Origin of the sequence: Saccharopolyspora sp. ID03-671 (genome assembly GCF_045278815.1) — a bacterium.
GTDB lineage: Bacteria > Actinomycetota > Actinomycetes > Mycobacteriales > Pseudonocardiaceae > Saccharopolyspora > Saccharopolyspora ipomoeae.
Genome location: NZ_CP134054.1, coordinates 2114902 through 2138248 on the forward strand (window position 1 = coordinate 2114902; position 23347 = coordinate 2138248).

Here is a 23347-nt window from a genome sequence, read left to right on the forward strand (position 1 = left end):
TTTCAATGGAGATCAGAGACCTGAACCTCCATTGAAATCGGGAACCACCTGGTCAGCCGTGGGCGGCTTCGGCCTCGGTGGCGACGCGGAGCTGCGCGCCGCGACGGCCCGACAGCCAGTCGTTGACCTTGGTCGCGATGTCGGTCTCGGTGAGACCGAGGTCGGCCAGGACCTCCTCCCGCGAGGAGTGGTCGAGGAAGTTGTTCGGCACCGCCAGGTCGCGCAGCGGCACGTCCAGCTCTGCGTCGCGCAGCGCGGCCGCCAGCGACGAGCCGAACCCGCCGTGCCGCCCGGAGTCCTCCAGCGAGACCACCAGGCGGTGCTCGGCGGCCATCTCGACGACCTTCGACGGCACCGGCACGACCCAGCGCGGGTCGACCACGGTCACGCCGACGCCCATCGCGGCCAGCTTCTCGGCGGCGGCCACGGCGAGCTTGCCGAACGCGCCGACGGCCACCAGCAGCACGTCCTTGCGGTCGTCGGCGCGCAGCACGTCCACGCCGCCGGTCCGCTCCACGGCCGGGACCTCCTCGATGACCGAGCCCTTGGAGAAGCGCAGCACGGTCGGCCCGTCGTCGACGGCGACGGCCTCGCGCAGCTCCTCCCGCAGCGTCACCGCGTCGCGCGGCGCGGCCACCTGGATGCCGGGAATCAGGCCGAGGATGGACAGGTCCCACATGCCGTTGTGGCTGGCGCCGTCGTCTCCGGTGATTCCGGAGCGGTCCAGCGTCACGGTGACGGCCTGCTTGTGCAGGGCGACGTCCATCAGCAGCTGGTCGAAGGCGCGGTTCAGGAACGTCGAGTACACCGCGAACACCGGGTGCAGACCGCCCATCGCCAGACCGGCGGCCGACGTCATGCCGTGCTGCTCGGCGATGCCCACGTCGAAGCAGCGCTCCGGGTAGGCCTCGGCGAACTTCTTCAGCCCGGTCGGTCCCAGCATCGCCGCGGTGATGGCCACGACGTCGGAGCGCTCGGCGCCGATCGAGACCAGCTCGTCGGCGTAGACGTCGGTCCAGCTCTTGGGCGCGGGCTTCTTCGGCAGCCCGGTCTCCGGGTCGATGACCTTGACCTGGTGCATCTGCTCGGCCTCGTCGTTCTCGGCCGGGGCGAAGCCGTTGCCCTTCCGGGTCACGGCGTGCACGATCACCGGTCCGCCGAAGGACTTGGCCATCTGCAGCGCGTGCTCCATCGCGCGCATGTCGTGGCCGTCGACCGGGCCCAGGTACTTCAGGCCGAGGTCGGAGAACATGACCTGCGGGCTGATCGCGTCCTTGATGCCGCTCTTGGCGGCGTGCAGGCCGGTGTACAGCGAGCGGCCCACGACCGGCATCTTGCGCAGCGTGCGCTTGCCGGACTCCAGGGCCTTCTCGTAGCTGGGGTTGAGCCGCAGCGCGGCGAGGTGCTCGGCGAGCCCGCCGATCGTCGGCGCGTACGAGCGGCCGTTGTCGTTGACAACGATGACCACCGGGCGCTCGGGGTCGGCGGCGAGGTTGTTCAGCGCCTCCCAGCACATGCCGCCGGTGAGGGCGCCGTCGCCGACGACGGCCACCGCGTGGCGGTCGGCCCCGGTGACCTGGAAGGACCGGGCCAGGCCGTCGGCGTAGGACAGCGCGGTCGAGGCGTGGCTGTTCTCGACGAAGTCGTGCTCGCTCTCGGCGCGCGACGGGTAACCGGACAGGCCGTCCCGCTTGCGCAGCTGGTCGAAGCCGTCCTGACGTCCCGTGACGATCTTGTGCACGTACGCCTGGTGCCCGGTGTCGAACAGCAGCGCGTCGTTCGGGGAGTCGAAGACCCGGTGCAGCGCGAGGGTCAGCTCGACCGCTCCCAGGTTCGGCCCCAGGTGCCCACCGGTCCGCGACACCTTCTGGATCAGGAACTGCCTGATCTCGTCGGCCAGCTCCACCAGTTCGGCGTGCGTCAGGCGTTTGACGTCGGCCGGACTGCGCACGGACCCCAGCAGCGTCACCGTGTTCCACCTCGCTTGTCGTGCCGGTCGGTCACAGAGGCAATCCGGGGCCTGGCCGGCAACCTGGCTCCGTCTGCATAGTGCGCCCCAGTCTACGGAGGGGCCATGCGGCGACCGGGTGTGGTCGCGCACCTGCAGCGATGCTCCCAGGACCCGCCCGACCTGCGAATGTGACGTTCGTGTGGAGGGTGTCCCCCGGAAAGCGGTGTTGCTACCTTTCGTCTGATCCCAGGGGAGGCGACATGACTGGTCCGGACGGCCGCAAGGCGGAGCTCGAAGCGCGCAACGCCGCGATGCGCGAGCAGGTGAGCTCGATGCTCGACGGGTTGCAACGCCAGACCGCCCAGTTGCGCGAGGCGCAGGCCAGCGCCCTCGCCGCGACCGGCGAGGCCACCTCGTCCGACGGTCTGGTCACGGTGCGGGTCAACGCGGCCGGCGTGGTCACCGACACGGCGCTGTCGCCGTCGGCGCTGCGCACGAGCGCACCGGAGAAGCTCGCCAGGAGCTTCACCGAGGCCGCCCAGTCGGCCGCGCGGGACGCTCGGGCGCGGGCCGACGCGGCCGTCGCCCCGCTGCAGGAGAACGTCCCCGACCTGCCGGATCTGTTCCCGGACGCGCCCTCGCTGGCCCAGCTGATCCCGTCCGCTCCGGAATTGCCGGAACCGAACACCCCGTCGAGTGCGTCCAAGGCGCCGGTAGAGGAGGACTGGGACGACTTCGAACCCCGGTCCCGTTTCCGAAAGGACCGCTGGTAATGGGATTCGAGGTCGACCCCGAGGCGCTGATGGGCGCTTCGCCGAAGTTCGACTCCGCGTCGGACAAGCTGAAGTCGGCGCTGGACAAGCTCAACGGCGTGCTGCAGGCCGAGGGCGCGTGCTGGGGCGGTGACGAGGCCGGTCAGGAGTTCGCCAAGAACTACGAGCCCGGTTCCCAGCAGGGCACCGACGGCATCGAGGGCTTGTCCAAGGCCCTGCACCAGGTCCGCGGTGAGCTCGACGCCACCGCCCGGACCTGGGACGACGTCGACCGGGCGAACGCCGACGGCATCAAGAGCCAGGGCTGAGGGGGCGACGTGGGCATCGAGATCCCGGGTGAGGTCAGCTGGCTGTTCCCGATCGTGGTCGGCGCGAGCTGGCCCGAGGGCGACGAGACGGCGCTGCGCAGGGTCGCCGAGGCGTGGACCCAGTGCGGCGTGGACATCGACGACGTGATCGGCGAGACCGAGGGCGCCGTCAGCGCGGCCCTGGCCACCATGAAGGGCGACACGCACGACGCCTTCCAGACGTTCATGAAGGACTTCTGCGACGGCGGTTCGGGTCACCTGCCGGAGCTGAAGAAGCTCTGCGAGGCGCTCGGCGAGGGAGCCGACAGCGCGGCGCTGGAGATCGAGTACACCAAGATGAGCATCATCGCCGCGCTGGTCATCCTGGCCGCGCAGATCGCGGCGATGATCGCCTCAGCGGTGGCGACCTTCGGCGCCAGCACGGCGGGCATCCCGATCGCGCAGGCCGCCACGCAGCTGACGGTGCGGACGTTCTTCCAGCAGCTGCTGACGAAGATCGGCCAGCAGGTCCTGCTCAACGTCGGGATCAACATGGGCGTCGACGCCGCGATCCAGGGCATCCAGTTCGCCAAGGGCGACCGGCAGTCCTGGGACTGGTCCAACACCGGCAACGCGGCGGTCTCCGGTGTCGCGGCCGGTCTGGCCGGTGGCCTGGTCGACGGCGTCGCGCCCGGCATCGGCCAGCAGGTCGGCAAGGACCTGACCGGCAACGCCACCAAGAACTTCACCGAAGCCGCCGCCTACGGAGCCGCGCGCGGCTCCATCTCGGGCGTGCTCGGCAACACGATCAACCAGGGCTTCCACGGCCAGGCACCGGGCATCAACGACATCACCTCGGGCGCCATCTCCGGCGGCATCAGCGGGGCGACCGGCGGGATGCAGAGCCGCCACGAGGGCCTCAACGCCACCTGGGAGGGCAACGGCCGCGGCGCGACCGGCGACGGCGGCGAGTGGGTCTCCGGCTCCAACACGCAGGGGTGGCGCTTCGAGACCGACGAGGGCTCCGTGACCGGCGCCAACGTCGACACCCCCTACAGCAACGACGTCAACTCCGCGACGGTCGGCCAGCACGCCAACATCGAAGGCGGCCCGAACAACGTCAACGGCAACTCCTACGGCGAGGTCGACGCCGAGAAGCAGCAGACGCCGGAGAAGCTGAACCTCCCGGACGGACCGGGCTAGGCCCAGGGACGCCAGCTCGGCAGTGGGGCGACCTCGGGTCGCGGGTCGCCCCACTTCGGGCTGTTCGGCGGCAGCGAGTGGAGCTCGGCGCGGGCCAGTCGCGCGCGCTGCCGGAGCCAGCCGGCCACCAGGAACGCGCCGACGAGCAGCATCGCCGCGGCGGCGAGCCACGCGCTCGGCGTCGCGGCGCCGCCCGTGATCTGCATGGTGAGCAGCATCAGGCCGAGCACGCCGAAGAAGAACCCGAGCAGCGGCCGGAAGACCCGGTAGGACTGGGACCGCTTGCCGTTGCGGAATGTCGTGTTCTGCGCGGTGGCCCACTTACGCAGCGCGTGCCAGGAACCGAGGTCCTGCGGGCCGGTCCGCAGCGACCACGCGGCGCTCTGCCGCCTGCGCAGGATCGCGGCGACCAGCCGCGGGTCCTCGACGTTGACGATCCACTGCTGCTGCCCGGCCACGACCCGCACGGCGGGTCCTTCGACCAGCCGGAGCGCCGTCGCGCCCGGCAGCGGCCAGGCGTCCCCGCCGACGATCTCGCCGGGCTGGGCCAGCGACACCTCGGCGAGCGGGATCGCCTGGTCGACGTGACCGCCGCCCGCCATCCGGCCGAGCGCGAGGACGGCGCGGTCGCGTTCGACCCGCAGCTGCGCCCTCTGGTGCCGGTAGATCGGGAAGCCCACCTCGACGTCGCGCTCGGCGAGGTCGAAACCCGGTGCGGTGAGGCGCTCGTGCGCCGTTCGCGCGAGCAGCGGGCACACCACGACCGCGACGAGCGCGAGCAGTCCGACCGGTGCCAGCGCGAGATTCGCGTAGGCCGCCGAGAACCCGGCCAGCAGGGCCCACCCGAACCAGCGCCGCGGCGTGCGCACGTCGAGGAGCCAGGCGACGGTCGCGACCGCGACGCCGACCACACCGGCGATGCCGACACCGGGCACGAGCTCCCGCATGCTCCACACGACGAACCCGAGCGGGATCACCACGATCGCGAACGCCCCGAGGGCGAATGCCCGGACGACGCGGCCCGGAACCGCTTCCGGTGCGGCACTGGGCTTCCCGGCGACCGGGGTGGTCTCGGTGCCGGTCTCGGGCGGGGCCGGGAGGACTTCGGGGATGTGCTCCTGCGCGCTCATGTCCAGTCCTCGATGCGTGCGGGTTCCGCGCCGTGCAGGGCGGCTCGCGCCCGCAGCAGCTCGGCGAGTTCGGCGTCGGCCGGGAGCAGCTGGGTGTCGGTCCGGGTCCGGATGACGACGACGTCGCCCTCCGGCAGCGAGGCACCCCGCCCGTCGGCCAGCGGTGCCCAGGCGCCGTCGTCGGGCCGAGCGGGCCGCACGCCGATCTCGGTGATGTCGGCGAGCCGGATGTCCTTCGCCGCGGCCTGGCCCGCCGGTCGTCCGGCAGCGGTGCGCACCGAGAGCCGCATCGAGTCACCGGTGATCTTGACGGAGTCCTCTCCCCCGCCTTGAGGCGAGCGCAGCCCCTTCACCAGCACGAACTCGCTGCCCCCGATCTCCCGCAACGGCTCGGCCAGGATCGCCCGCCGAGCCAGGAGAGCCGCCACCACCGGAACAGCCGCCCCGACGATCCCGACACCGATGCGGACCCACAGCGGCAGAGCCGTGTAGGTGATCGACAGGAACAGCCCGAGGGCCTGGGCGATCCCCACGACGAATCCGTACATCAGCCAGCCGTCGGGCTTGAGCCGCCAGTCGATCCCGTCCGCGTCGCGCCTGCCCGCCCAGGAGGCGAGCGGCATCGGCAGCAGGACGATCAGCGCGACGAACGCGAGCCCGACGAGGTCGCCGCGCTTCGGGCTGCCGACCAGCGGCAGCTCGGGCCCCGAGAGCACGGTCCAGGCCAGCGCCACCAGCGAGACGACGAGCTCAGCGGCGCACCACGCCCACGTCACCGACAGCAGCGCGTTCGCGCGCGACCAACGCCGTCCCACGGCCTCGGCCGTCCGCCGATCGACCCGCCCAGGCACCTCACCGAACACGGCCCACCTCCTCAACCAGCGGCCACCCTAACCATCGGAGTCGCCTCGTCGGCGCACGCGTGCCCGGTCAACCGGTCCCGCGAAGCCGGGTCGAAGCGCTCACGAGACGGCTTCCACCGAGGAGCCCGTCTCCGCTGTCAGGCCCTCGCGGAGACGGGCTCCAGGAGGGCGATGCATTCGATGTGGTGGGTCATCGGGAAGGCGTCGTAGGACTCCAGCTCGACCATGCGGTAGCCGTTCTCGGCGAACAGCGAGACGTCGCGGGCCAGGGCCGCCGGGTCGCAGGCGACGTGGACGATCCGGGACGGCTCGCGGGCCGTGATGGCCCGCACGACCTCGCGGCCCGCGCCCTTGCGGGGCGGGTCGAGGACGACCACGTCCGGGTTCGGCAGGTCCTCGTCGGCCAGGACTCGCTCGACGGTGCCCGCGCGGAACTCCACCTGCGGCTGGTCGCGGAGGTTGGTCAGCGCGTCCTCCACGGCGCGGCGCGAGGACTCCACCAGCAGCACCGAACCCGTCGGGCCCGCCTGCTCGGCGAGGTCGGCCGCGAACAGGCCCACGCCGCCGTAGAGGTCCCAGGCCGTGCCGCCGGACGGGACCGCCGCGAAGCGGGCCACGACCTCGGTGAAGGTTTCCGGAGCGGCCTTGTGCACCTGCCAGAAGCCCTGAGCCGCCACCTCGAAGGAGCGGCCGCGCACCGACTCGTGCGCCACGCCGCTGCCCGCGACCTGGCGCGCCACGGCCTGCTGGTGCCCGCGGCGCCGCTGCGGCTTGCGGTCCAGGGCCGTGACGTGCAGCTCGCCCTCGCCGTCGGCGGCCACCGTCAGCTCCGCGCCCGGCCGCCAGCGGCGGTCGGCGAGCTCCTCGACGGCGCCCTCCACGGTGATCGGGCAGTCGGCCACCGGGATCACCCGGTGACTGCGGCTCGGGCGGAACCCCGCGTGCCCCTTGCGGTCGACGGCCAGCCGCGCGCGGGTGCGCCAGCGCAGCAACCCGCCGGGCAGCTCGCGGACCTCCACCGGCCAGTCCAGGCCCGCGATCCGCTGCAGCTGCTCGGTGATCACCGCGGCCTTGAGCGCGCGCTGCGTCTCCCCGTCGGCGTGCTGGAAGTCGCAACCACCGCAGCGGTCGGAGCCCAGCGCCATGTCGGCCAGCGGGCACGGCGGGCTGACCCGCCCGGCCGCGGCCCGGAGCACCTCGACGGCATCGGCGCGGCAGAAACCGCCGCCGTTGTCCTCGGTGACCTCCGCGATCACGGTCTCCCTCGGCAGGGCGTGGCGGACGAACACGACCCGCCCCTCGTGCCGGGCCACGCAGTGGCCGCCGTGGGCCACCGGGCCGATCTCGACCTCCAGGCGCCTACCGGTCCAGTCCGGTTTTTCGGTCACCGCTTCCCTTTCCATTGCTCCCCAGTCCTCGGCGCGTCGCGCCGGGCATCGAGGTGATCCGCTGCGCTCGCACCTTCGTCGACGACTCCAGCTGCCACGGCACGCTGGTGACCATCACTCCCGGCTGGAACAGCAGCCTGCTCTTGAGCCGCAGCGCGCTCTGGTTGTGCAGCAGCTGCTCCCACCAGTGCCCCACCACGTACTCGGGGATGAACACCGTCACCACGTCGCGCGGGCTGTCCCGCCGGATCCGCTTGACGTACTCCAGCACCGGCCGGGTGATCTCCCGGTACGGCGATTCGAGGACCTTCAGCGGCAGCGGCAGGTTCTGCTGCTCCCACTCGGCGGTCAGCTCGCGGGTGTCCTCCTCGTCGACGTTGACGGTGACGCCTTCGAGCTCGTCCGGCCGGGTGGCGCGGGCGTAGGCGATGGCCCGCATCGTCGGCAGGTGCAGCTTGGAGACCAGCACCAGCGCGTGGTTGCGGGAGGGCAGGACCGCGTCGGTCTCGGACTCCTCCAGCTCGTCGGCGACCCGGACGTAGTGCCTGCGGATCGCCGTCATCAGCACGTAGATCGCGGCCATCGCGGCGATGGCGATCCAGGCGCCGTGGGTGAACTTGGTGATCAGCACGATGACCAGCACGCTGGCGGTCATGAACAGGCCGAAGGCGTTGGTGGCCTGCGCCCGGCGCATCCGGCGCCGCGCGGCCGGGTCCGTCTCGGAGCGCAGCAGCCGGTTCCAGTGCCGGATCATGCCGCTCTGGCTGAGCACGAACGACACGAACACGCCCACGATGTAGAGCTGGATCAGCCGGGTCACCTCGGCGTCGAAGGCGATCACCAGCACGATCGCGCTGAAGGCCAGGAACAGGATGCCGTTGGAGAAGGCCAGCCGGTCACCCCGGGTGTGCAGCTGCCGCGGCAGGAACCGGTCCTGCGCCAGGATCGAGCCCAGCACCGGGAAACCGTTGAACGCGGTGTTGGCGGCCAGCACCAGGATCAGACCGGTGAAGAACACCAGGTACCAGATCCCCGGCGAGAAGCCGGCGAACACGGCCCCGGCCAGCTGCGCGATGAGCGTCTTCTGGTGGTAGCCCTCGGGGGCGCCGATGAGCTGGTGCGCGGGGTCCTCGGCGACGACGGCACCGGTGACGCGGGCCAGCATGATCAGGCCCAGGAACATCAGGATCGCCAGGCCGCCCATCAGCGCCAGCGTGGTCGCGGCGTTGCGGGACTTGGGCTTGCGGAAGGCCGGCACGCCGTTGCTGATCGCCTCGACACCGGTCAGCGCGGCGCTGCCGGAGGAGAAGGCCCGCAGGATCAGGAACGCGAACGCCACCCCGGCGAACTGGCTCTCCTCCTGCGCGAGCTGGAACCCGGCGCTCTCCGCCCGCAGGTCCGAGCCCAGCACGAACGACTGGAAGAAGCCCCAGAAGATCATCCCCAGCACGCCGATCACGAACGCGTAGGTGGGGATCGCGAACAAGGTGCCCGACTCGCGTATGCCGCGCAGGTTCATCGCGGTCAGCAGGGCGATCGCGCCGACCGCGAACAGCACCTTGTGCTGGGCGACGAACGGGATGACCGAGCCGATGTTGGCCGCTGCCGAGGAGATCGAGACGGCGACGGTGAGGATGTAGTCGACCAGCAGCGCGCTGGCCACCACCAGGCCCCAGCGGGGGCCGTGGTTGACGGTGGCGACCTCGTAGTCGCCGCCGCCCGAGGGGTAGGCGTGCACGTTCTGCCGGTAGGACGCCACCACCGCGATCATCACCAGCGCGACCAGCCCGCCGATCCACGGGCTGATGGCGTAGGCCGAGACGCCCGCGACCGACAGCACCAGGAGGATCTCCTCGGGTGCGTAGGCGACGCTGGACATCGGGTCGGAGGCGAACACCGGCAGCGCGATGCGCTTGGGCAGCAGCGTGTGCGCGAGGCGATCGCTGCGGAACGGCCGACCGACGATCAACCGTTTCGCGGCGGTTGCGAGCTTGGACACGGCACAGAGCGTAAGCGGTGGGGCGGGGGGACCGGTGAATGCGGGCTTTCGAATTGCTCTCAGGTCACATCCGGGGTGGCGTGGTGCCCCTGCCGAGCGGTCACCCGGTACGGTGCACCAGCCCGTTGCCGGACGGTCGTCGCGGTCCCCTGATCGCGTCCGCCCGGGTACGGTCAGCGGCGTCCGAACGACGCCGCTGAGCAGCAAGTCCGAGAGCACACCCCGCAGCGAGGAGACAAGGTCGTGCACGTGGTGATCATGGGCTGCGGCCGGGTCGGGGCCTCCCTGGCCGCCGCCCTGCAACGGCTCGATCACACCGTGGCCGTGGTCGACAAGGACCCGCAGGCGTTCCACCGCCTGGGCAGGGACTTCCGCGGTCAGCAGGTCACTGGCAACGGCTTCGACCGGGACATCCTGGAAGAGGCGGGAATCGAGCAGGCCAGCGCCTTCGCCGCGGTGTCCAACGGGGACAACTCCAACATCGTCTCGGCCCGGGTGGCGCGGGAGACCTTCGGCGTGGCGCACGTCGTGGCCCGCATCTACGACCCCAAGCGCGCCGAGGTCTACCAGCGCCTCGGCATCCCGACCGTGGCGACGGTGCCGTGGACGACCGACCGCTTCCTGCGGATGTTGCTGCCGGAGGGCGTGGCCACCGCGTGGCGGGAGCCGTCCGGCGCGGTCGCGGTGCTGCAGCTGCCGCTGCACGAGAGCTGGATCGGCCGCAAGGTCACCGAGGTCGAGTCGGCGACCGGGGCGCGGGTGGCGTTCATCATGCGGTTCGGCAGCGGCGTGCTCCCCGACCGCAAGACCGTGATCCAGGCCGACGACACCGTCTACGTCGCGGCGCTGTCGGGCACCGTCACCGACGTGACCGCGGCGGCCCGACGCACACCCGAGGAGAGCGAGTAATGCGCATCGCGATCGCGGGAGCCGGCGCGGTCGGCCAGTCCATCGCGCGGGAGCTGCTCGAAGGCGAGCACGAGGTGCTGCTCATCGAGCGCACCACCGCCAACTACCACCCGAGGCTCATCCCGGGCGCCGAGTGGATGCTCGCCGACGCCTGCGAGCTCGCGTCGCTGGAGGAAGCGGGACTGCAGTCCTGCGACGTGGTCATCGCGGCCACCGGCGACGACAAGGTCAACCTCGTCGTCTCGCTGCTGTCCAAGACGGAGTTCGCGGTGCGCCGCGTCGTGGCCAGGGTCAACGACCCGCGCAACGAGTGGCTGTTCACCGACGCCTGGGGCGTCGACGTCGCGGTGTCCACGCCGCGGATGCTGGCCGCGATGGTCGAGGAGGCCGTCAACGTCGGCGACCTGGTCCGGCTGATGACGCTGCGCCAGGGCCAGGCCAACCTCGTCGAGGTGACGCTGCCGGAGTCCACGCCGCTGGCCGGGCGCCGGGTCCGCGACCTGAAGCTGCCGGTCGACGCGGCGCTGGTGAGCATCCTGCGCGGCGGCCGGGTCATCGTCCCCCAGGCCGACGACCCGCTGGAGGCGGGCGACGAGATGCTGTTCGTGGCCACCAGCAACGTCGAGAACGAGATCCGCGCGGTCATCCACGACCAGTCGTAGTGAGACGTGAAGCGGGGGCGGTTCCGTCGGAACCGCCCCCGCTTCACGTCTCGGGCGCTACGCCTCGGCGACCGCCGCCGATTCCTCGGCGACCTTCTTGGCCCTGCGGATCGCCCACACCGTGACGATCAGAGCGATGCCGGTCAGCGGGTAGCCCATCGCGATCCGGGCGAAGGCCAGCCATCCGGTCTGGTCGTTGTCGTAGAGCCACTGCTGCACCACGTACTTCGCGGCGAACACCGCGGTCCAGGACAGCGTGGCGATGTCGTAGGCGCGCATCGCGCGGCGCTGCTTGCGCCAGCTCATGCCCAGGCCGTTGAGCGCCGACCAGGCCACGCCCACCAGCGGCCAGCGGGCCGCCACCGACACCAGGAACACGCCGCCGTAGATCAGGCTGGTCCAGATGCCGAGCAGGAAGAAGCCCTTGGTCTCGCCGGACCGGTAGGCGATGAACGAGCAGACCGCCACGCCCAGCACGCCGGAGATCGCCGGTTGCAGCGGTTCCTTGCGCACCATGCGGAAGATCGCGATGGCGACGGCGACCCCGATGGAGGCCCAGATCGCCGGCATCATCGAGGTGAACGAGCTGACCACCACGAACACGACGATCGGCACAGCGGAGTAGGCGAGCCCGCTGACACCGCCCATCTGCTCCAGCAGGGTTTGCTCGGAAACACCGGTCCGGCCCTCGGGCCGCCGGTCGTCGTCGGCCTGCCGGGCGTTGATCCCGGCGGCCGAGGCGTCGTGTTCGCTCATGCGGTGTTCTGCAACTCGTAGTAGGGGTTGTACAGCACCTTGCGACCGTCCCGGACTGCGATCCGGCCACGGGCCTTCACGATACGGCCCGGCTCGATGCCGACGATGCGCCTCCGGCCGAGCCACACCAACGTCACCCCTTCGGTGCCGTCGTAGAGCTCGGCCTCCAGGGTGGGAGCGGATGTCTTGGGGCAGAGCTCGACGCTGCGCACCCGGCCCAGCACCACCGCTTCCTGCCCGCACTGGCACTCGCTGGCCCGCTGCGCACCGCCCGCCTGCGACCGGTCGGAGAGGTCGTCGGCGTCCAGTTCGGCGACGTCGCTGGTCAGCCTCCGCACGAAGCGTTTCCAGTAGCCGCCTTCGGTCTTGCTCATCTAGCGCTCCTGTGCGCCTCGGGGCTCGAATCCGCAGCCCGTGCACGTTCCAGCGTAACCGCCCAGGCAGGGGGAAACCCACGCCCGGCGGGATTAAGAAACCCACCGCACACCGGCGATTCCGCCTCACCCGATCGGGCGCGGGGTGGGGTGGTGCGGCCACCCCGCCCCGACCACCTCAGACCTGGCCGTTGGGGGTCTCGGTCTGCGCCTGCTGGATGTGCCGGAGGATCGCCTCGGGGAGCTCGATCGGCAGCGGCGTGCGCACCGGCATCGGCTCCGTCCCCCGGACGACCACGGTGTCGTCCAGCACGCCGTAGAGCAGGCGCGCGCACTCCTTGGCCGACTCCGCCGGACCGGCCGCCACGCCGCGCAGCAGCCAGCGCGGGCCGTCGACGCCGACGAACCGCAGCGCGGCCTTCGGCGAGTCGGCGACCAGCTCGACGCCCCAGTCGCCCTGCTCGGTGTGCACCCGCGCGCCGTCCTTGCGCAGCTGCTCGGCCAGCTCGTTGCTGACCTCCTCCCACAGCCCGCCGCTGCGGGGCGCCGCGAAGGCGCTCACCGTCAGCCGGCCGACCGGGGTGACCAGGTGCACCGCGCGGACCGGGCCCGCCGGGTCGACCTCGACCTGCAGCTGACCGCCCTCGGGCACCGGAACCCGGACCGAGCCGAGGTCGAGCCGTTCCACCCCGGATTCGGGCGCCTCGGCCTCGTCGAACGGCCCCCGGGCGGGAGCCTGCGGCTCCGGCACCTCGTCCTCGACGGCCGCCTCGCGCTTGGACTTGCCCCGGCCCCTTTGAACATCCCCTCAGACCTCCGTCCTGTGACCGGCACCGGTCGTTCCCGACGCCGTCAGCACCTCGTGACCACCTGTGGAGCCATAGCCACCGGCACCGCGCGACGACTCGGGCAGCTCGTCGACCTCGGTGAACACGGCGTGCTCGACCTTCTGCACGACGAGCTGGGCGATCCGGTCACCTCGTCGCAGCGACACCGGCTGCACCCGATCATGATTGATCAGGCAGACCTTGATCTCACCGCGGTACCCGGAATCGATCGTGCCGGGCGTGTTGACCACGCTGAGGCCGGTCTTGGCGGCCATGCCGGAGCGGGGGTGCACGAAGCCCGCGTACCCCTCCGGCAGCGCCACGGCGACGCCGGTGCCCACTAGGGCGCGTTCACCCGGTTCGAGAACCACATCACTGGTGGTTACCAGATCGGCACCGGCATCCCCCGGTTTGGCGTATTCGGGAAGCGGTACGTCGGGGTCGACTCTGGTAAGCAGGACCTTCACGTTCGACACGGGCGGCGAGACTACCCTGAACACGTGTCGGAAAGCGTAGAAGCAGCCACCACGAACGGGGACACCCCCGGTCAGGCGAATGCGAAGGGGCAGGCCGTGTTCCGCGAGCGCCTGTACGCGTCCTGGTGGACCTGGCCGTTGCCGCTGATCGCGGCGGTGCTGATGGCCGCGCAGGTGCACATGGGCTACCCGGGCGTGCGCGCTTGGCTGCCCTACGTCGTGCTGGTGCCGCTGGCCATCGCGATCCCGCTGTGGCTGGGCAGGCTCAAGATCGAGGTCGCGGACGACGAGCTGTGGGTGGGGGACGCCCACCTGCCGCTGCGGTTCATCGACGAGGTCGAGATCGTCCCCGCCGCCGAGCAGCGCCGGGCGCTCGGGCCGGACCTGGATCCGGCCGCGTTCCTGGTGCACCGCTCGTGGGTGCGCACCTCGGTCCGCGTCTGGCTCGACGACCCGGACGACCCCACCCCGTACTGGGTGGTCAGCACCCGCAAGCCCGAGAAGCTCAGAGCGGTGCTGCTCGGAGAGTCCTGAGCGCACGACGGCCTCAGGAAACCGGCAGGGCCGGTCCCTCCACTCACCACCTGGGCAACCGGCACCGCCGCGGGTTCTGACGCGTCCTCCGGTGAGGGCGGCCGCCGCGCCGCGCATCGGCGTGCACGAGTCGCGGCCGCCGGAGCCGGAAGGTTCCGCTACCCGCACCGCCGAGCGCAGTGATCCGTTGAGCGTTCTCATAGGAAAAACACTGGGCACACGCCCCGCGTGTGCCCAGCTACTTCCCGCTTGTGCGTCGTCGACGTGCGCCTCAGGCGGCGCAATCACGGCAGATGAACTGGCCGTTCTTGGTCTCGGCCAGCCGGCTGCGGTGATGAACGAGGAAGCAGCTTGAGCAGGTGAACTCGTCAGCCTGCTTCGGGAGCACCTTGACGGTCATCTCCTCACCGGACAGGTCAGCGCCCGGCAGTTCGAAGTTCTCCGCGATCGCCCCTTCGTCTTCGTCGACGACGCCGGATTGCGCATCGTTGCGTCGCGCCTTCAGCTCCTCCAACGAGTCCTCCGCCAAGTCCTCGGACTCGCGGCGAGGAGCGTCGTAGTCGGTCGCCATCGTGATTCACCCCTGCGTTAGTGGAGACTGCAATGGTGTGCCGCTGGTAAACGTTCCAGGACCCGAATTTGTGCCCGATGGGACAGTGATCGCGGTCTCGCCCTGCAACGCGTCTAGTTCCCCCGTAAAGAGCGACTCGCCTCAACCCGGCACTCCGTGAGGCGCCGAGAGGGTAGCTCATTACTTCTGCGAACACGCAGCAGGTCACCCGTAGGTGTGGCATTACGCGCATCCGGCGGGCATCGTAGATCAAGATCGGACGAGCCGAGGGGGCGCGCGGAGCCGCTCTCCCGGTTGCTCCCCCGATCGCCTCGTGATGCGATGCGCTCGCGGTTTCCCGGGCGACGTCGGCATCGCGATGATCACGGGGAGATCAAGACACGGCAGCGGCGACCAACACCGCGCACCACAGGTTCAACCCCTAGGCTGATCCAGTGCGGGCGGGAGCACGCGGTACCGAGGCATCCAGGGAGGGGCGGACGTGGCAGCCGTAGGTGCAAGGTGGGGTCGTCGGGTCGGATATCGCCGCCGTCGACCACTGCCCGCGCTGGTCGTGCTGGTGGCGCTGGTGGTGTTGTCCGGACTGCTGTGGACGCGCGTCTTCGGCTCCGTGGAGGACATCGACGCCGCCACCACGTGCAACCCGCCGGGAGCCCCGACCGCCCCGCCCGAGGTCAGCGGGCAGCCCGCGCAGGTCCCGCTGGGCACCATGCTGGAGCGCGACGCGCTGGACTCCACGACCCCGGTGCCGCCGCAGGACGTGCACGTGCGGGTGCTCAACGGCAACGGCGAGAGCCGCCAGGCCACGTTGGTCGGCGACGAGCTCGCGAGCCTGGGCTTCACGCCGGCCGGCGCCGACAACGACGCCGTCTACGTCAACTACGACCTGCAGTGCCACGGCCAGATCCGGTTCGGCGCGGCAGGCATGAGCGCGGCGCGCACGTTGAGCCTGATCGCGCCGTGCGCGCAGCTGGTGCGCGACGAGCGCGAGGACGCGGGCGTGGACTTCGCGCTGGGCGCGGAGTTCGACGACATCAAGAGCACCCAGGAGGCCAAGCAGATCCTGCAGCAGCTGCAGAACTGGGTGCCGCAGCGCGATCAGCAGGAGAGCGCGCAGCAGGAGGTCACGCCGCCGAAGATCAGCGAGGAGCTGCTCACCAACGCGCGCGACGTGCACTGCTGATAACGATTCACCACAGGGCCGGCAACGGCTCCTCAACGATCCCGTGGCGGAAACCCGGCCGAGAGGTGGCGGGTTTCCGCCACCGTCGTCTCTAGACCGCTCCCGCGTCGGCGGCGCGCAGCGCGGCGGTCAGCCCGTCGGCCACGCCCGGGGTGGCGCACACCAGCATCTCGTCGCCCAGCCCGTCGGAGGAACCCGCGGCGGGCAGCCGCAGCGTCGCCCCGGCCTCCTCGGCGACCAGCGCCCCGGCGGCCCAGTCCCAGCGGTTGAGCCCGACCTCGTAGGTCGCGTCCAGCCAGCCGGCCGCGACCGCGCACAGGTCCAGCGAGGCGGCTCCGGCGCGCCGGATGTCGCGCACCTGCCCCAGCAGGTCGCCCACGACCCGGGCCTGGGCGGTGCGCCGCCGCACGTCGTAGGCGAAGCCGGTGCCCACCAGCGCCAGGTCCAGCCGGTCGGCCCCGGAGACGCGCAGCGACCGCCCGTCGAGGAACGCGCCGCGCCCGGCCGCGGCGCTCCAGACCCGCCCGGAGACGGGTTCGACGACGGCACCGGCGACCGACCGGCCGTCGAGCTGCGCGGCGAGCGAGACGGCGTAGAACGGGAATCCGTAGAGGTAGTTCACGGTGCCGTCGATCGGGTCGACGACCCAGCGCAGCCCGTCCAGGGCGCCGTCGCCGCCTTCCTCCTCGCCCAGCACCGACTCGCCCGGGCGCAGCTCGGCGAGGCGCTCGCGCACCAGGCGTTCCACGGCGCGATCGCCCATCGTGACGACGTCGGTCTCGGTGCTCTTCGTGCCGACACCGTCGGTCACCGCCTCGTCACGCACGGTGCGAGCCAGTTCGGCGGCCTCGCGCGCGATCCGCACCGCGACCTCGGACAAAGCTGTTGCGTCCACATCTTTTGCCAATCCCACGCAGACATCGCAACACAGTCCCGTTAAGGTCTCCACACCTTGGTCTGAATCGAATAGGAAGGATCAGCCATGGCGACAGCCCGCGGGTTCGGCGCGGATATCGGCGGATCCGGCATCAAGGGATCGCCGGTCGACATCGATGCCGGAGTGCTGGCCGAGGAGCGCTTGCGCATCCCGACGCCGCAACCCTCGACCCCGGACGCGGTTGCCGATTCCGTGGCCGAGATCGTCGAGAAGTTCGCCTGGACCGGCCCGGTCGGAGTCACGCTCCCCTGCGTCATCAAGGACGGCACGGCGCTGACGGCCGCCAACATCGACAAGGGCTGGATCGGTACCGATGCCCAGTCGCTGTTCGCGGAGCGCCTCGGACGCGCCCGGGAGGAGATCGTCGTGCTCAACGACGCCGACGCGGCCGGTGTCGCGGAGATGCGGGTCGGCGCGGGCGTCGGACACCAGGGCCAGGTCGTGGTGCTGACCTTCGGCACCGGGATCGGCAGCGCGATGTTCATCGACGGCAAGCTCATCCCCAGCACCGAGTTCGGCCACATCGAGGTCGACGGCCACGACGCCGAGTCGCAGGCCGCCGCGTCGGTCAAGGACGATCTGGAGCTCTCCTACGAGGAGTGGGCGCCGCGGGTGACCCGGTACATCCAGTCCCTGGAGAAGTTCATCTGGCCGGACCTGTTCATCGCCGGAGGCGGTGTCAGCCGGAAGGGCCACAAGTGGATCCCGCTGCTGGAGACCCGCACCCCCGTGGTGGCCGCCGCGCTGCGCAACGACGCCGGCATCGTCGGCGCCGCCATGGCCGCCGCGAGCAGCGAGCACAGCTGATCCGACCGCTGCCGGGCACAGCGACGACCGCGCGCTGGGCCCGGCCGCGGCGGGGTTGATCGAGTGACCCCCGTCGGAGTGTTCGGCACGGCTCGCAACGGGCCTCCGGAGCCGTGCCTAGCACACATCGAGACCCGCGGACTCCGCCTTGCAGCGGAACCGCACCCCCGCATCGCGGTTACAATGGAACGCGACCCACTTGGTTCGAAGTCCTTTTGGCTGGTGAACACTGGTGAACCCGCCCGCTGGTGCAAACCGACACCGACGGCGGGGGCCGGTGCGCCGGCGAGCCGACCACCCCGGCAGTTCGGGTGATCGTTCGCCAGCCAGGACGCCGAATCGGGTGGGCTGTTCCCCGACCTTTGGCGGCCGAGGTTTCGCGCCCTCCGGCCAGCCCTGATCGACCGTCGCGAAAGGGCGTACGTGGCAGCCGCAGAAACCGCAACCCGACGCTCCAGCACCGCCGCAACCGCCGGCGGCGCCCAAGCCGAGTCGGGCCAGTCCCAGGCCACCCCAGCTTCGGAGGCGGCTGCTTCGTCTGACGTCGAGCAGACGAAGCCTGCCGCGCGCAAGAGCACCGCCAAGAGCTCCGCGGGTGCGAAGTCGACGACACGCAAGACCGCAGCCAAGAAGAGCACCGCCAAGACCCCGGCGAAGAAGACGGCGAAGTCGGCTTCCGCCAAGGGCAACGGCGAGGGCATGGAGATCGACGAACCGATCGAGACCGACCTGACCTCCCCGGAGGTCGGCGATCTCGCGGACGTCGAGGTGGAGATTCCCGAAGAACCGGTTCCGGACGAGGACTCCAAGGAGTCCGGCGACTTCGTCTGGGACGAGGAGGAGTCCGAGGCGCTCCGCCAGGCGCGCAAGGACGCCGAGCTCACCGCGTCCGCGGACTCGGTGCGGGCCTACCTCAAGCAGATCGGCAAGGTCGCGCTGCTCAACGCCGAGGAAGAGGTCGAGCTGGCCAAGCGCATCGAGGCCGGCCTCTACGGTGCCGAGCGGTTGCGCCAGATCGAGGAGTCCGGCGAGCAGCTGACCACGCAGATGCGGCGAGACCTGCGCTGGATCGTGCGTGACGGCGAGCGCGCCAAGAACCACCTGCTGGAGGCCAACCTCCGGCTCGTGGTCAGCCTCGCCAAGCGCTACACCGGCCGCGGCATGGCGTTCCTGGACCTGATCCAGGAGGGCAACCTCGGCCTGATCCGCGCGGTCGAGAAGTTCGACTACACCAAGGGCTACAAGTTCTCCACGTACGCAACCTGGTGGATCCGCCAGGCCATCACGCGTGCGATGGCCGACCAGGCGCGCACCATCCGCATCCCGGTGCACATGGTCGAGGTCATCAACAAGCTCGGCCGCATCCAGCGCGAACTGCTGCAGGACCTCGGTCGCGAGCCCACGCCGGAAGAGCTCGCCAAGGAAATGGACATCACCCCGGAGAAGGTGCTGGAGATCCAGCAGTACGCCCGGGAGCCCATCTCGCTCGACCAGACCATCGGCGACGAGGGCGACAGCCAGCTCGGTGACTTCATCGAGGACTCCGAGGCGGTCGTCGCGGTCGACGCGGTGTCGTTCACGCTGCTGCAGGACCAGCTGCAGTCGGTGCTGGCGACGCTGTCGGAGCGCGAGGCGGGCGTGGTCCGGCTGCGCTTCGGCCTCACCGACGGCCAGCCGCGGACGCTGGACGAGATCGGCCAGGTCTACGGGGTCACCCGGGAGCGGATCCGGCAGATCGAGTCCAAGACGATGTCGAAGCTGCGCCACCCGTCGCGGTCCCAGGTCCTCCGGGACTACCTGGACTGACCGGATTGTCCGGAATCGGCCGTCGATCCTCTCGGGTCGGCGGCCGGTTTCGTGTGTCCACTTCGGTCCTCGGAGGGCGGTTCGAGCGGCTCCGGAGGCCGGATTCCGGTCCGAGGGCTGAGATTCGCTGTTCGCTTCCAGAGGAACGGAGTCGACCACAGATCGTCATATTTGTGATCCAGGGCACGGTGAGAACCCTTGACGCGACCGGACGTTTGCCCAGCTAGATCCATTGATCTTCACATCGTCGCAGGTCAGGGCCTCGCTGCAGTTGTTGATCACACTCCGCGAGGATCGCTGCTGCAACCGGGTGCTTCATGGTGACGACCGTCGCTAGCCCGCGCGGGAACACTGACTCCGGCCAGAACGTCTGGAAGAGTGGAGCCAACGAGCACCGACCCTGCAGCCAGTAGGACACCGGTGGTCGTAGCAGGATCGAGGGCGTCGGGATGAAATCCGACGCCGGGACGGAGGGAGATATCGATGCCGGGAACGCTCACCCGCCCCGAGCTGACCGCCGCCGACCGCTGCGACCGCTGCGGGGCCGCTGCCAAGCTTCGCGCCGTACTGCCGTCCGGTGGCGAGCTTCTGTTCTGCGGGCACCACGCCCGCGCCTACGAGGCCGGTCTGAAGGACGTCCAGGCCGACCTCCAGCAGGACGAGCAGCAGTGACAACCTGATCAGCCAGGTCACCGGGCCCCCGCAGCCGCGCGCTGCGGGGGCCCGGTGCGTTTCGGCCCGCTCGGGCGGATCAGGCGCTGACTTCGCCCAGGGCGGTCAGCAGGCGGTCGACCTCCTCGGCGGTCGAGTAGTGCGACAGGCTCGCCCGGACCCCGCCCTCAGGGCCGATGCCGAGGGCGTGCACGAGCTCCCACGCGTAGGAGTGCCCAGCGGAGACGTTGAGCCCGCGTTCCGACAGCGCTGCGGAGACCTCCGCAGGCGCCTTGCCCCGGACGCTGAAGAACGCCGTGGGCGTCGTCGGCCCCTGCGGGGCGCCGTGCCGCCGCACGCCGCTCAACCCGGCCAGACCGTCGAACAGGCGGCTCGCCAGCCGCGCTTCGTGGGCGGCGACGGCCTCCCGCGAGGTCGCGAGCCGTTCGGCCCGGGTTCCGGTGGCGTCGGTGTCCAGGTCGGCCAGGTGCTCGACGGCGGCGACGACACCGGCCATCGCGGCGAACGGGTTGGTGCCGAGCTCGAAGCGCTCCGGGGAGCTCTCCGGCGAGGGCTTGAGCTTGTCGGGGTGCAGGTTCTCCAATCCCCACGGGTCCGCCGCCACGACCGCGGCCAGGTGCGGGCCCGCCCACTTGTAGGCGCTGGTGGCGTAGAAGTCCGCACCCAGATCGGCGATGCGCACGTGCGCGTGCGGGCAGTGCTGCACGCCGTCGACGTAGGACAGCGCGCCGACCTCGCGCGCCCGGTCGGTGATGGGCTTGAGGTCCGGCACGACGCCGAGGATGTTGGAGGCGGCGGTGACGGCGACGAGCTTGGTGCGGTCCCCGATCAGCCCGACGACCTCGTCGACCGGGAGCTCCCCGGTGGCCGGGTCGATCTCGGCGGTGCGCACGGTCGCCCCGGCCCGCTGCGCGAGCTGCACCCACGGCCGGACGTTGGCGTCGTGGTCGAGGTTGGTCACCACGATCTCGTCGCCGGGGTTCCAGCCGAGCGCCAGCACGCCGGCGAACCGGTAGGTCAAGGCCGTCATGCTGGGGCCGAAGGTCACGCACGCCGGGTCGGGGGCGCCGACCAGGTCGGCGACCGCGCCGCGGGCCTCGGCGACGATCCCGGCGGAGCGGCGGCTCGACTCGTAGGGCCCGCCCACGTTCGACAGCCCGGAGCGGTAGGCGTCGCTGATCGCCTCGATCACCGCCTCGGGCACCTGCGTGCCCGCAGCCCCGTCCAACCACGCCCGGCCGTCGGCCAGGGCGGGGTACTGCGCCCGTACCTTCTCAACGTCGAATCCCATGCCACGACCCTAGAAGACCGGACACCCCACCAAGATCATCGCCCTGTCGCGGGTGCCGAGGGTGGTCACCAGGAGCGGAGGGTGGCGATGCGCTCCTCGAGCTGCTCGACGGTCGCCATCGACGTGGGCGGGCCGCCGCAGGCCTTCTGCAGCTCGTTGTAGATCTTCCCGTGCGGCTTGCGGGTGCGGTGGTGGTGCAGCGACACCAGCGTGTTGAGCTCCTTGCGGAGCTTCTGCAGCCGCTCCTGCACGGTCTGCGGGCGCGCGGCCTGCTCGGCCTGCTCGGCGGCCTTGGCCGCCTTCGCCTCCGCCTCGCGCTTGCCGACGTCCTGCAGCTGCTGCGACTGCCGCTGCCGCAGCAGCGCCTTGACCTGGTCCGGTTCCAGCAGGCCCGGCAGGCCGAGGTAGTCCTGCTCCTCGTCGGTGGTGCTGAACGCGGCGGTGCCGAACGACGACCCGTCGTAGATCACCTGGTCCAGCTCGGCCTCGGCACCCAGCGAGGTGAACGCCTTCTCCTCCTCGCCGGGCTCGTCGCGCTGGGCGTTGGCCGCGGCGACCAGCTCGTCGTCCCAGCCGTCCTTCTCCCGGTGCGGCTTGCCCAGCACGTGGTCGCGCTGCGCCTCCAGCTGGCTGGCCAGCTCCAGCAGCACCGGCACGCTGGGCAGGAAGATGCTGGCCGTCTCCCCCGGCCGCCGCGACCGCACGAAGCGGCCGATGGCCTGGGCGAAGAACAGCGGCGTGGAGGCGCTGGTGGCGTAGACGCCGACGGCCAGGCGCGGCACGTCGACGCCCTCGGAGACCATCCGGACCGCGACCATCCACTTGTCCTCGGACTCGGCGAAATCGCCGATCCGCGACGACGCCTGCGGGTCGTCGGAGAGCACCACGACCGGTTCCGATCCGGTGATCTCGTGCAGCGCCTTGGCGTAGGCCTTGGCCGTGGGGTGGTCGGTGGCGATCACCAGCCCGCCCGCGTCCGGGATGCCGCCCTGGCGCAGCTGCTCCAACCGCGTGTCGGCGGCCTTGAGCACCGCCGGGATCCACTCCCCGGCCGGGTCCAGCGCGGTCCGCCACGCGCGGGCGGTCTGCTCGGCGGTGAGCGGCTCGCCGAGTCGTGCGCTGAACTCGTCCCCGGCGTTGGTGCGCCAGCGCGCCTCGCCCGAGTAGGCCAGGAACAGCACCGGTCGCACGACGCCGTCGGCGAGCGCGTCGGAGTAGCCGTAGGAGTGGTCGGCGCGGCTGCGCAGCGAGCCGTCGGCGTCGGGCTCGTAGCCGATGAACGGGATCGGCGAGTCGTCGCTGCGGAACGGCGTACCGGTCAGCGACAGCCGCCGCACCGCGGGCGTGAAGGCCTCGCGGATCGCGTCGCCCCAGGACTTGGCGTCACCGGCGTGGTGCACCTCGTCCAGGATCACCAGCGTCTTGCGGCGCTCGGTGCGCACCCGGTGCAGGTTGGGGTGGGCGGCGACCTGCGCGTAGGTGACCACGACGCCGCGGTAGTCGCTGGAGGTGATGCCGTCGGCGTTGCGGAAGTTCGAGTCCAGCGGGATCCCGGCGCCGCCCGCCGCCAGCGCCCACTGGTGCTTGAGGTGCTCGGTCGGCGCGACCACGGTGACCTGCTCGACGGTGCGGTCGGCCAGCAGCTCGGCGGCCACCCGCAGACCGAAGGTCGTCTTGCCCGCCCCCGGCGTCGCGACCGCGAGGAAGTCCTGCGGCCGGTTGGCCAGGTACTTGGTGAGGGCTCGCCGCTGCCAGGCTCGAAGTGGCCGGGACGGTGCCTGCGAGGGATTGCTCAGAACTGATCGGACGGAATAGTCGAGTTGCGTTTCGGACACGCCGGCTCGCCGCTCCCTTCCTCGTCTCCCCAAACCGGATGGTGCGGGCACATCCGTTGAGCCCCGCTACCGCCACGCTCCCCCCGGAGCCACCGGAACCGGATCAACCAGCA

23 protein-coding genes are annotated in these 23347 nt (G+C 71.0%); 10 read left to right on the forward strand and 13 right to left on the reverse strand.

The features are described from left to right. Nucleotides 1-52: 52 nt before the first annotated feature. Nucleotides 53-1969: a 1-deoxy-D-xylulose-5-phosphate synthase gene (dxs, locus tag REH65_RS09370; RefSeq protein ID WP_406692138.1), complete on the reverse strand. Its 1917-nt coding sequence runs from the start codon at nucleotides 1967-1969 to the stop codon at nucleotides 53-55. Between the two features lie 242 nt (nucleotides 1970-2211). Between dxs and REH65_RS09375 the strand changes: the two genes are divergently transcribed. Genes REH65_RS09375 through REH65_RS09385 form a run of 3 tightly spaced genes read left to right on the forward strand, consistent with a single transcriptional unit; the run spans nucleotide 2212 to nucleotide 4214 of the window. Continuing rightward, entirely contained in the window at nucleotides 2212-2724 is a 513-nt protein-coding gene (locus REH65_RS09375; RefSeq protein WP_406692139.1) for a YbaB/EbfC family nucleoid-associated protein, read from the forward strand. Then, nucleotides 2724-3032: a WXG100 family type VII secretion target gene (locus REH65_RS09380; RefSeq protein WP_281457796.1), complete on the forward strand. Its 309-nt coding sequence runs from the start codon at nucleotides 2724-2726 to the stop codon at nucleotides 3030-3032. Before REH65_RS09375 ends, REH65_RS09380 begins: the two co-directional genes overlap by 1 nt. A 9-nt stretch (nucleotides 3033-3041) precedes the next feature. Then, on the forward strand, nucleotides 3042-4214 hold the full coding sequence (locus REH65_RS09385; RefSeq protein WP_406692140.1) for a hypothetical protein: 1173 nt from the start codon (nucleotides 3042-3044) through the stop codon (nucleotides 4212-4214). On the opposite strand, the gene REH65_RS09390 is transcribed toward REH65_RS09385, so the two are convergent. The 4 genes from REH65_RS09390 to REH65_RS09405 all read right to left on the reverse strand — a co-directional run bounded on the left by REH65_RS09390 (nucleotide 4211) and on the right by REH65_RS09405 (nucleotide 9594). Beyond that, nucleotides 4211-5344, reverse strand: coding sequence for a hypothetical protein (locus REH65_RS09390; protein ID WP_406692141.1), 1134 nt, complete (start codon nucleotides 5342-5344; stop codon nucleotides 4211-4213). The two genes, REH65_RS09385 and REH65_RS09390, sit on opposite strands and share 4 nt — an antisense overlap. Beyond that, nucleotides 5341-6207, reverse strand: coding sequence for a hypothetical protein (locus tag REH65_RS09395; RefSeq protein WP_406692142.1), 867 nt, complete (start codon nucleotides 6205-6207; stop codon nucleotides 5341-5343). Before REH65_RS09395 ends, REH65_RS09390 begins: the two co-directional genes overlap by 4 nt. Nucleotides 6208-6344: 137 nt before the next feature. Beyond that, entirely contained in the window at nucleotides 6345-7595 is a 1251-nt protein-coding gene (locus REH65_RS09400; protein WP_406692143.1) for a class I SAM-dependent RNA methyltransferase, read from the reverse strand. Next, complete coding sequence (locus tag REH65_RS09405) at nucleotides 7567-9594, reverse strand: APC family permease (protein ID WP_406692144.1); 2028 nt, start codon at nucleotides 9592-9594, stop codon at nucleotides 7567-7569. Before REH65_RS09405 ends, REH65_RS09400 begins: the two co-directional genes overlap by 29 nt. Before the next feature lie 243 nt (nucleotides 9595-9837). On the opposite strand from REH65_RS09405, the gene REH65_RS09410 reads away from it, so the two are divergent. After that, the gene (locus REH65_RS09410; RefSeq protein ID WP_281457802.1) at nucleotides 9838-10503 is read left to right on the forward strand and encodes a TrkA family potassium uptake protein; all 666 of its coding nucleotides are present in this window, start codon (nucleotides 9838-9840) and stop codon (nucleotides 10501-10503) included. Beyond that, complete coding sequence (locus REH65_RS09415; protein ID WP_281457803.1) at nucleotides 10503-11165, forward strand: TrkA family potassium uptake protein; 663 nt, start codon at nucleotides 10503-10505, stop codon at nucleotides 11163-11165. Before REH65_RS09410 ends, REH65_RS09415 begins: the two co-directional genes overlap by 1 nt. Before the next feature lie 57 nt (nucleotides 11166-11222). Here the strand turns inward: REH65_RS09415 and REH65_RS09420 are convergent, their stop codons facing one another. The 4 genes from REH65_RS09420 to dut all read right to left on the reverse strand — a co-directional run bounded on the left by REH65_RS09420 (nucleotide 11223) and on the right by dut (nucleotide 13598). Continuing rightward, the gene (locus REH65_RS09420) at nucleotides 11223-11921 is read right to left on the reverse strand and encodes a DUF3159 domain-containing protein (RefSeq protein ID WP_281457210.1); all 699 of its coding nucleotides are present in this window, start codon (nucleotides 11919-11921) and stop codon (nucleotides 11223-11225) included. Then, nucleotides 11918-12295 (reverse strand): OB-fold nucleic acid binding domain-containing protein, encoded by a 378-nt coding sequence (locus REH65_RS09425; protein ID WP_406692145.1) that lies wholly within the window; start codon nucleotides 12293-12295, stop codon nucleotides 11918-11920. Before REH65_RS09425 ends, REH65_RS09420 begins: the two co-directional genes overlap by 4 nt. Nucleotides 12296-12473: 178 nt before the next feature. Continuing rightward, the gene (locus tag REH65_RS09430) at nucleotides 12474-13046 is read right to left on the reverse strand and encodes a DUF3710 domain-containing protein (RefSeq protein WP_406692146.1); all 573 of its coding nucleotides are present in this window, start codon (nucleotides 13044-13046) and stop codon (nucleotides 12474-12476) included. A gap of 57 nt (nucleotides 13047-13103) precedes the next feature. Beyond that, nucleotides 13104-13598, reverse strand: a complete 495-nt coding sequence (gene dut / locus REH65_RS09435; protein WP_406692147.1) for a dUTP diphosphatase — start codon at nucleotides 13596-13598, stop codon at nucleotides 13104-13106. Nucleotides 13599-13622: 24 nt separating this feature from the next. Here dut and REH65_RS09440 point away from each other — a divergent pair, with 24 nt between their 5' ends. Further along, complete coding sequence (locus tag REH65_RS09440) at nucleotides 13623-14132, forward strand: DUF3093 domain-containing protein (RefSeq protein ID WP_281457213.1); 510 nt, start codon at nucleotides 13623-13625, stop codon at nucleotides 14130-14132. Between the two features lie 271 nt (nucleotides 14133-14403). On the opposite strand, the gene REH65_RS09445 is transcribed toward REH65_RS09440, so the two are convergent. After that, a complete protein-coding gene (locus tag REH65_RS09445) occupies nucleotides 14404-14703 on the reverse strand; it encodes a DUF4193 domain-containing protein (RefSeq protein WP_093416518.1) in 300 nt (99 codons plus the stop codon). Nucleotides 14704-15184: 481 nt separating this feature from the next. Between REH65_RS09445 and cei the strand changes: the two genes are divergently transcribed. Further along, entirely contained in the window at nucleotides 15185-15886 is a 702-nt protein-coding gene (cei, locus tag REH65_RS09450; protein WP_406692148.1) for an envelope integrity protein Cei, read from the forward strand. A 91-nt stretch (nucleotides 15887-15977) separates the two neighbouring features. Here cei and REH65_RS09455 read toward each other — a convergent pair whose 3' ends face one another. After that, complete coding sequence (locus tag REH65_RS09455; RefSeq protein WP_406692149.1) at nucleotides 15978-16781, reverse strand: inositol monophosphatase family protein; 804 nt, start codon at nucleotides 16779-16781, stop codon at nucleotides 15978-15980. Between the two features lie 87 nt (nucleotides 16782-16868). On the opposite strand from REH65_RS09455, the gene ppgK reads away from it, so the two are divergent. From ppgK to REH65_RS09470, 3 genes are all read left to right on the forward strand, one after another. Continuing rightward, the gene (gene ppgK / locus REH65_RS09460; protein ID WP_406692150.1) at nucleotides 16869-17630 is read left to right on the forward strand and encodes a polyphosphate--glucose phosphotransferase; all 762 of its coding nucleotides are present in this window, start codon (nucleotides 16869-16871) and stop codon (nucleotides 17628-17630) included. A gap of 423 nt (nucleotides 17631-18053) precedes the next feature. Further along, on the forward strand, nucleotides 18054-19436 hold the full coding sequence (locus REH65_RS09465; RefSeq protein ID WP_406692151.1) for an RNA polymerase sigma factor: 1383 nt from the start codon (nucleotides 18054-18056) through the stop codon (nucleotides 19434-19436). Nucleotides 19437-19919: 483 nt separating this feature from the next. Next, complete coding sequence (locus tag REH65_RS09470; RefSeq protein WP_281457218.1) at nucleotides 19920-20108, forward strand: hypothetical protein; 189 nt, start codon at nucleotides 19920-19922, stop codon at nucleotides 20106-20108. Between the two features lie 79 nt (nucleotides 20109-20187). Here the strand turns inward: REH65_RS09470 and REH65_RS09475 are convergent, their stop codons facing one another. Then, nucleotides 20188-21399, reverse strand: a complete 1212-nt coding sequence (locus REH65_RS09475) for a cysteine desulfurase-like protein (protein WP_406692152.1) — start codon at nucleotides 21397-21399, stop codon at nucleotides 20188-20190. 65 nt (nucleotides 21400-21464) lie between these two features. Then, nucleotides 21465-23234: a DEAD/DEAH box helicase gene (locus tag REH65_RS09480; RefSeq protein ID WP_406692153.1), complete on the reverse strand. Its 1770-nt coding sequence runs from the start codon at nucleotides 23232-23234 to the stop codon at nucleotides 21465-21467. Nucleotides 23235-23347: the final 113 nt, after the last annotated feature.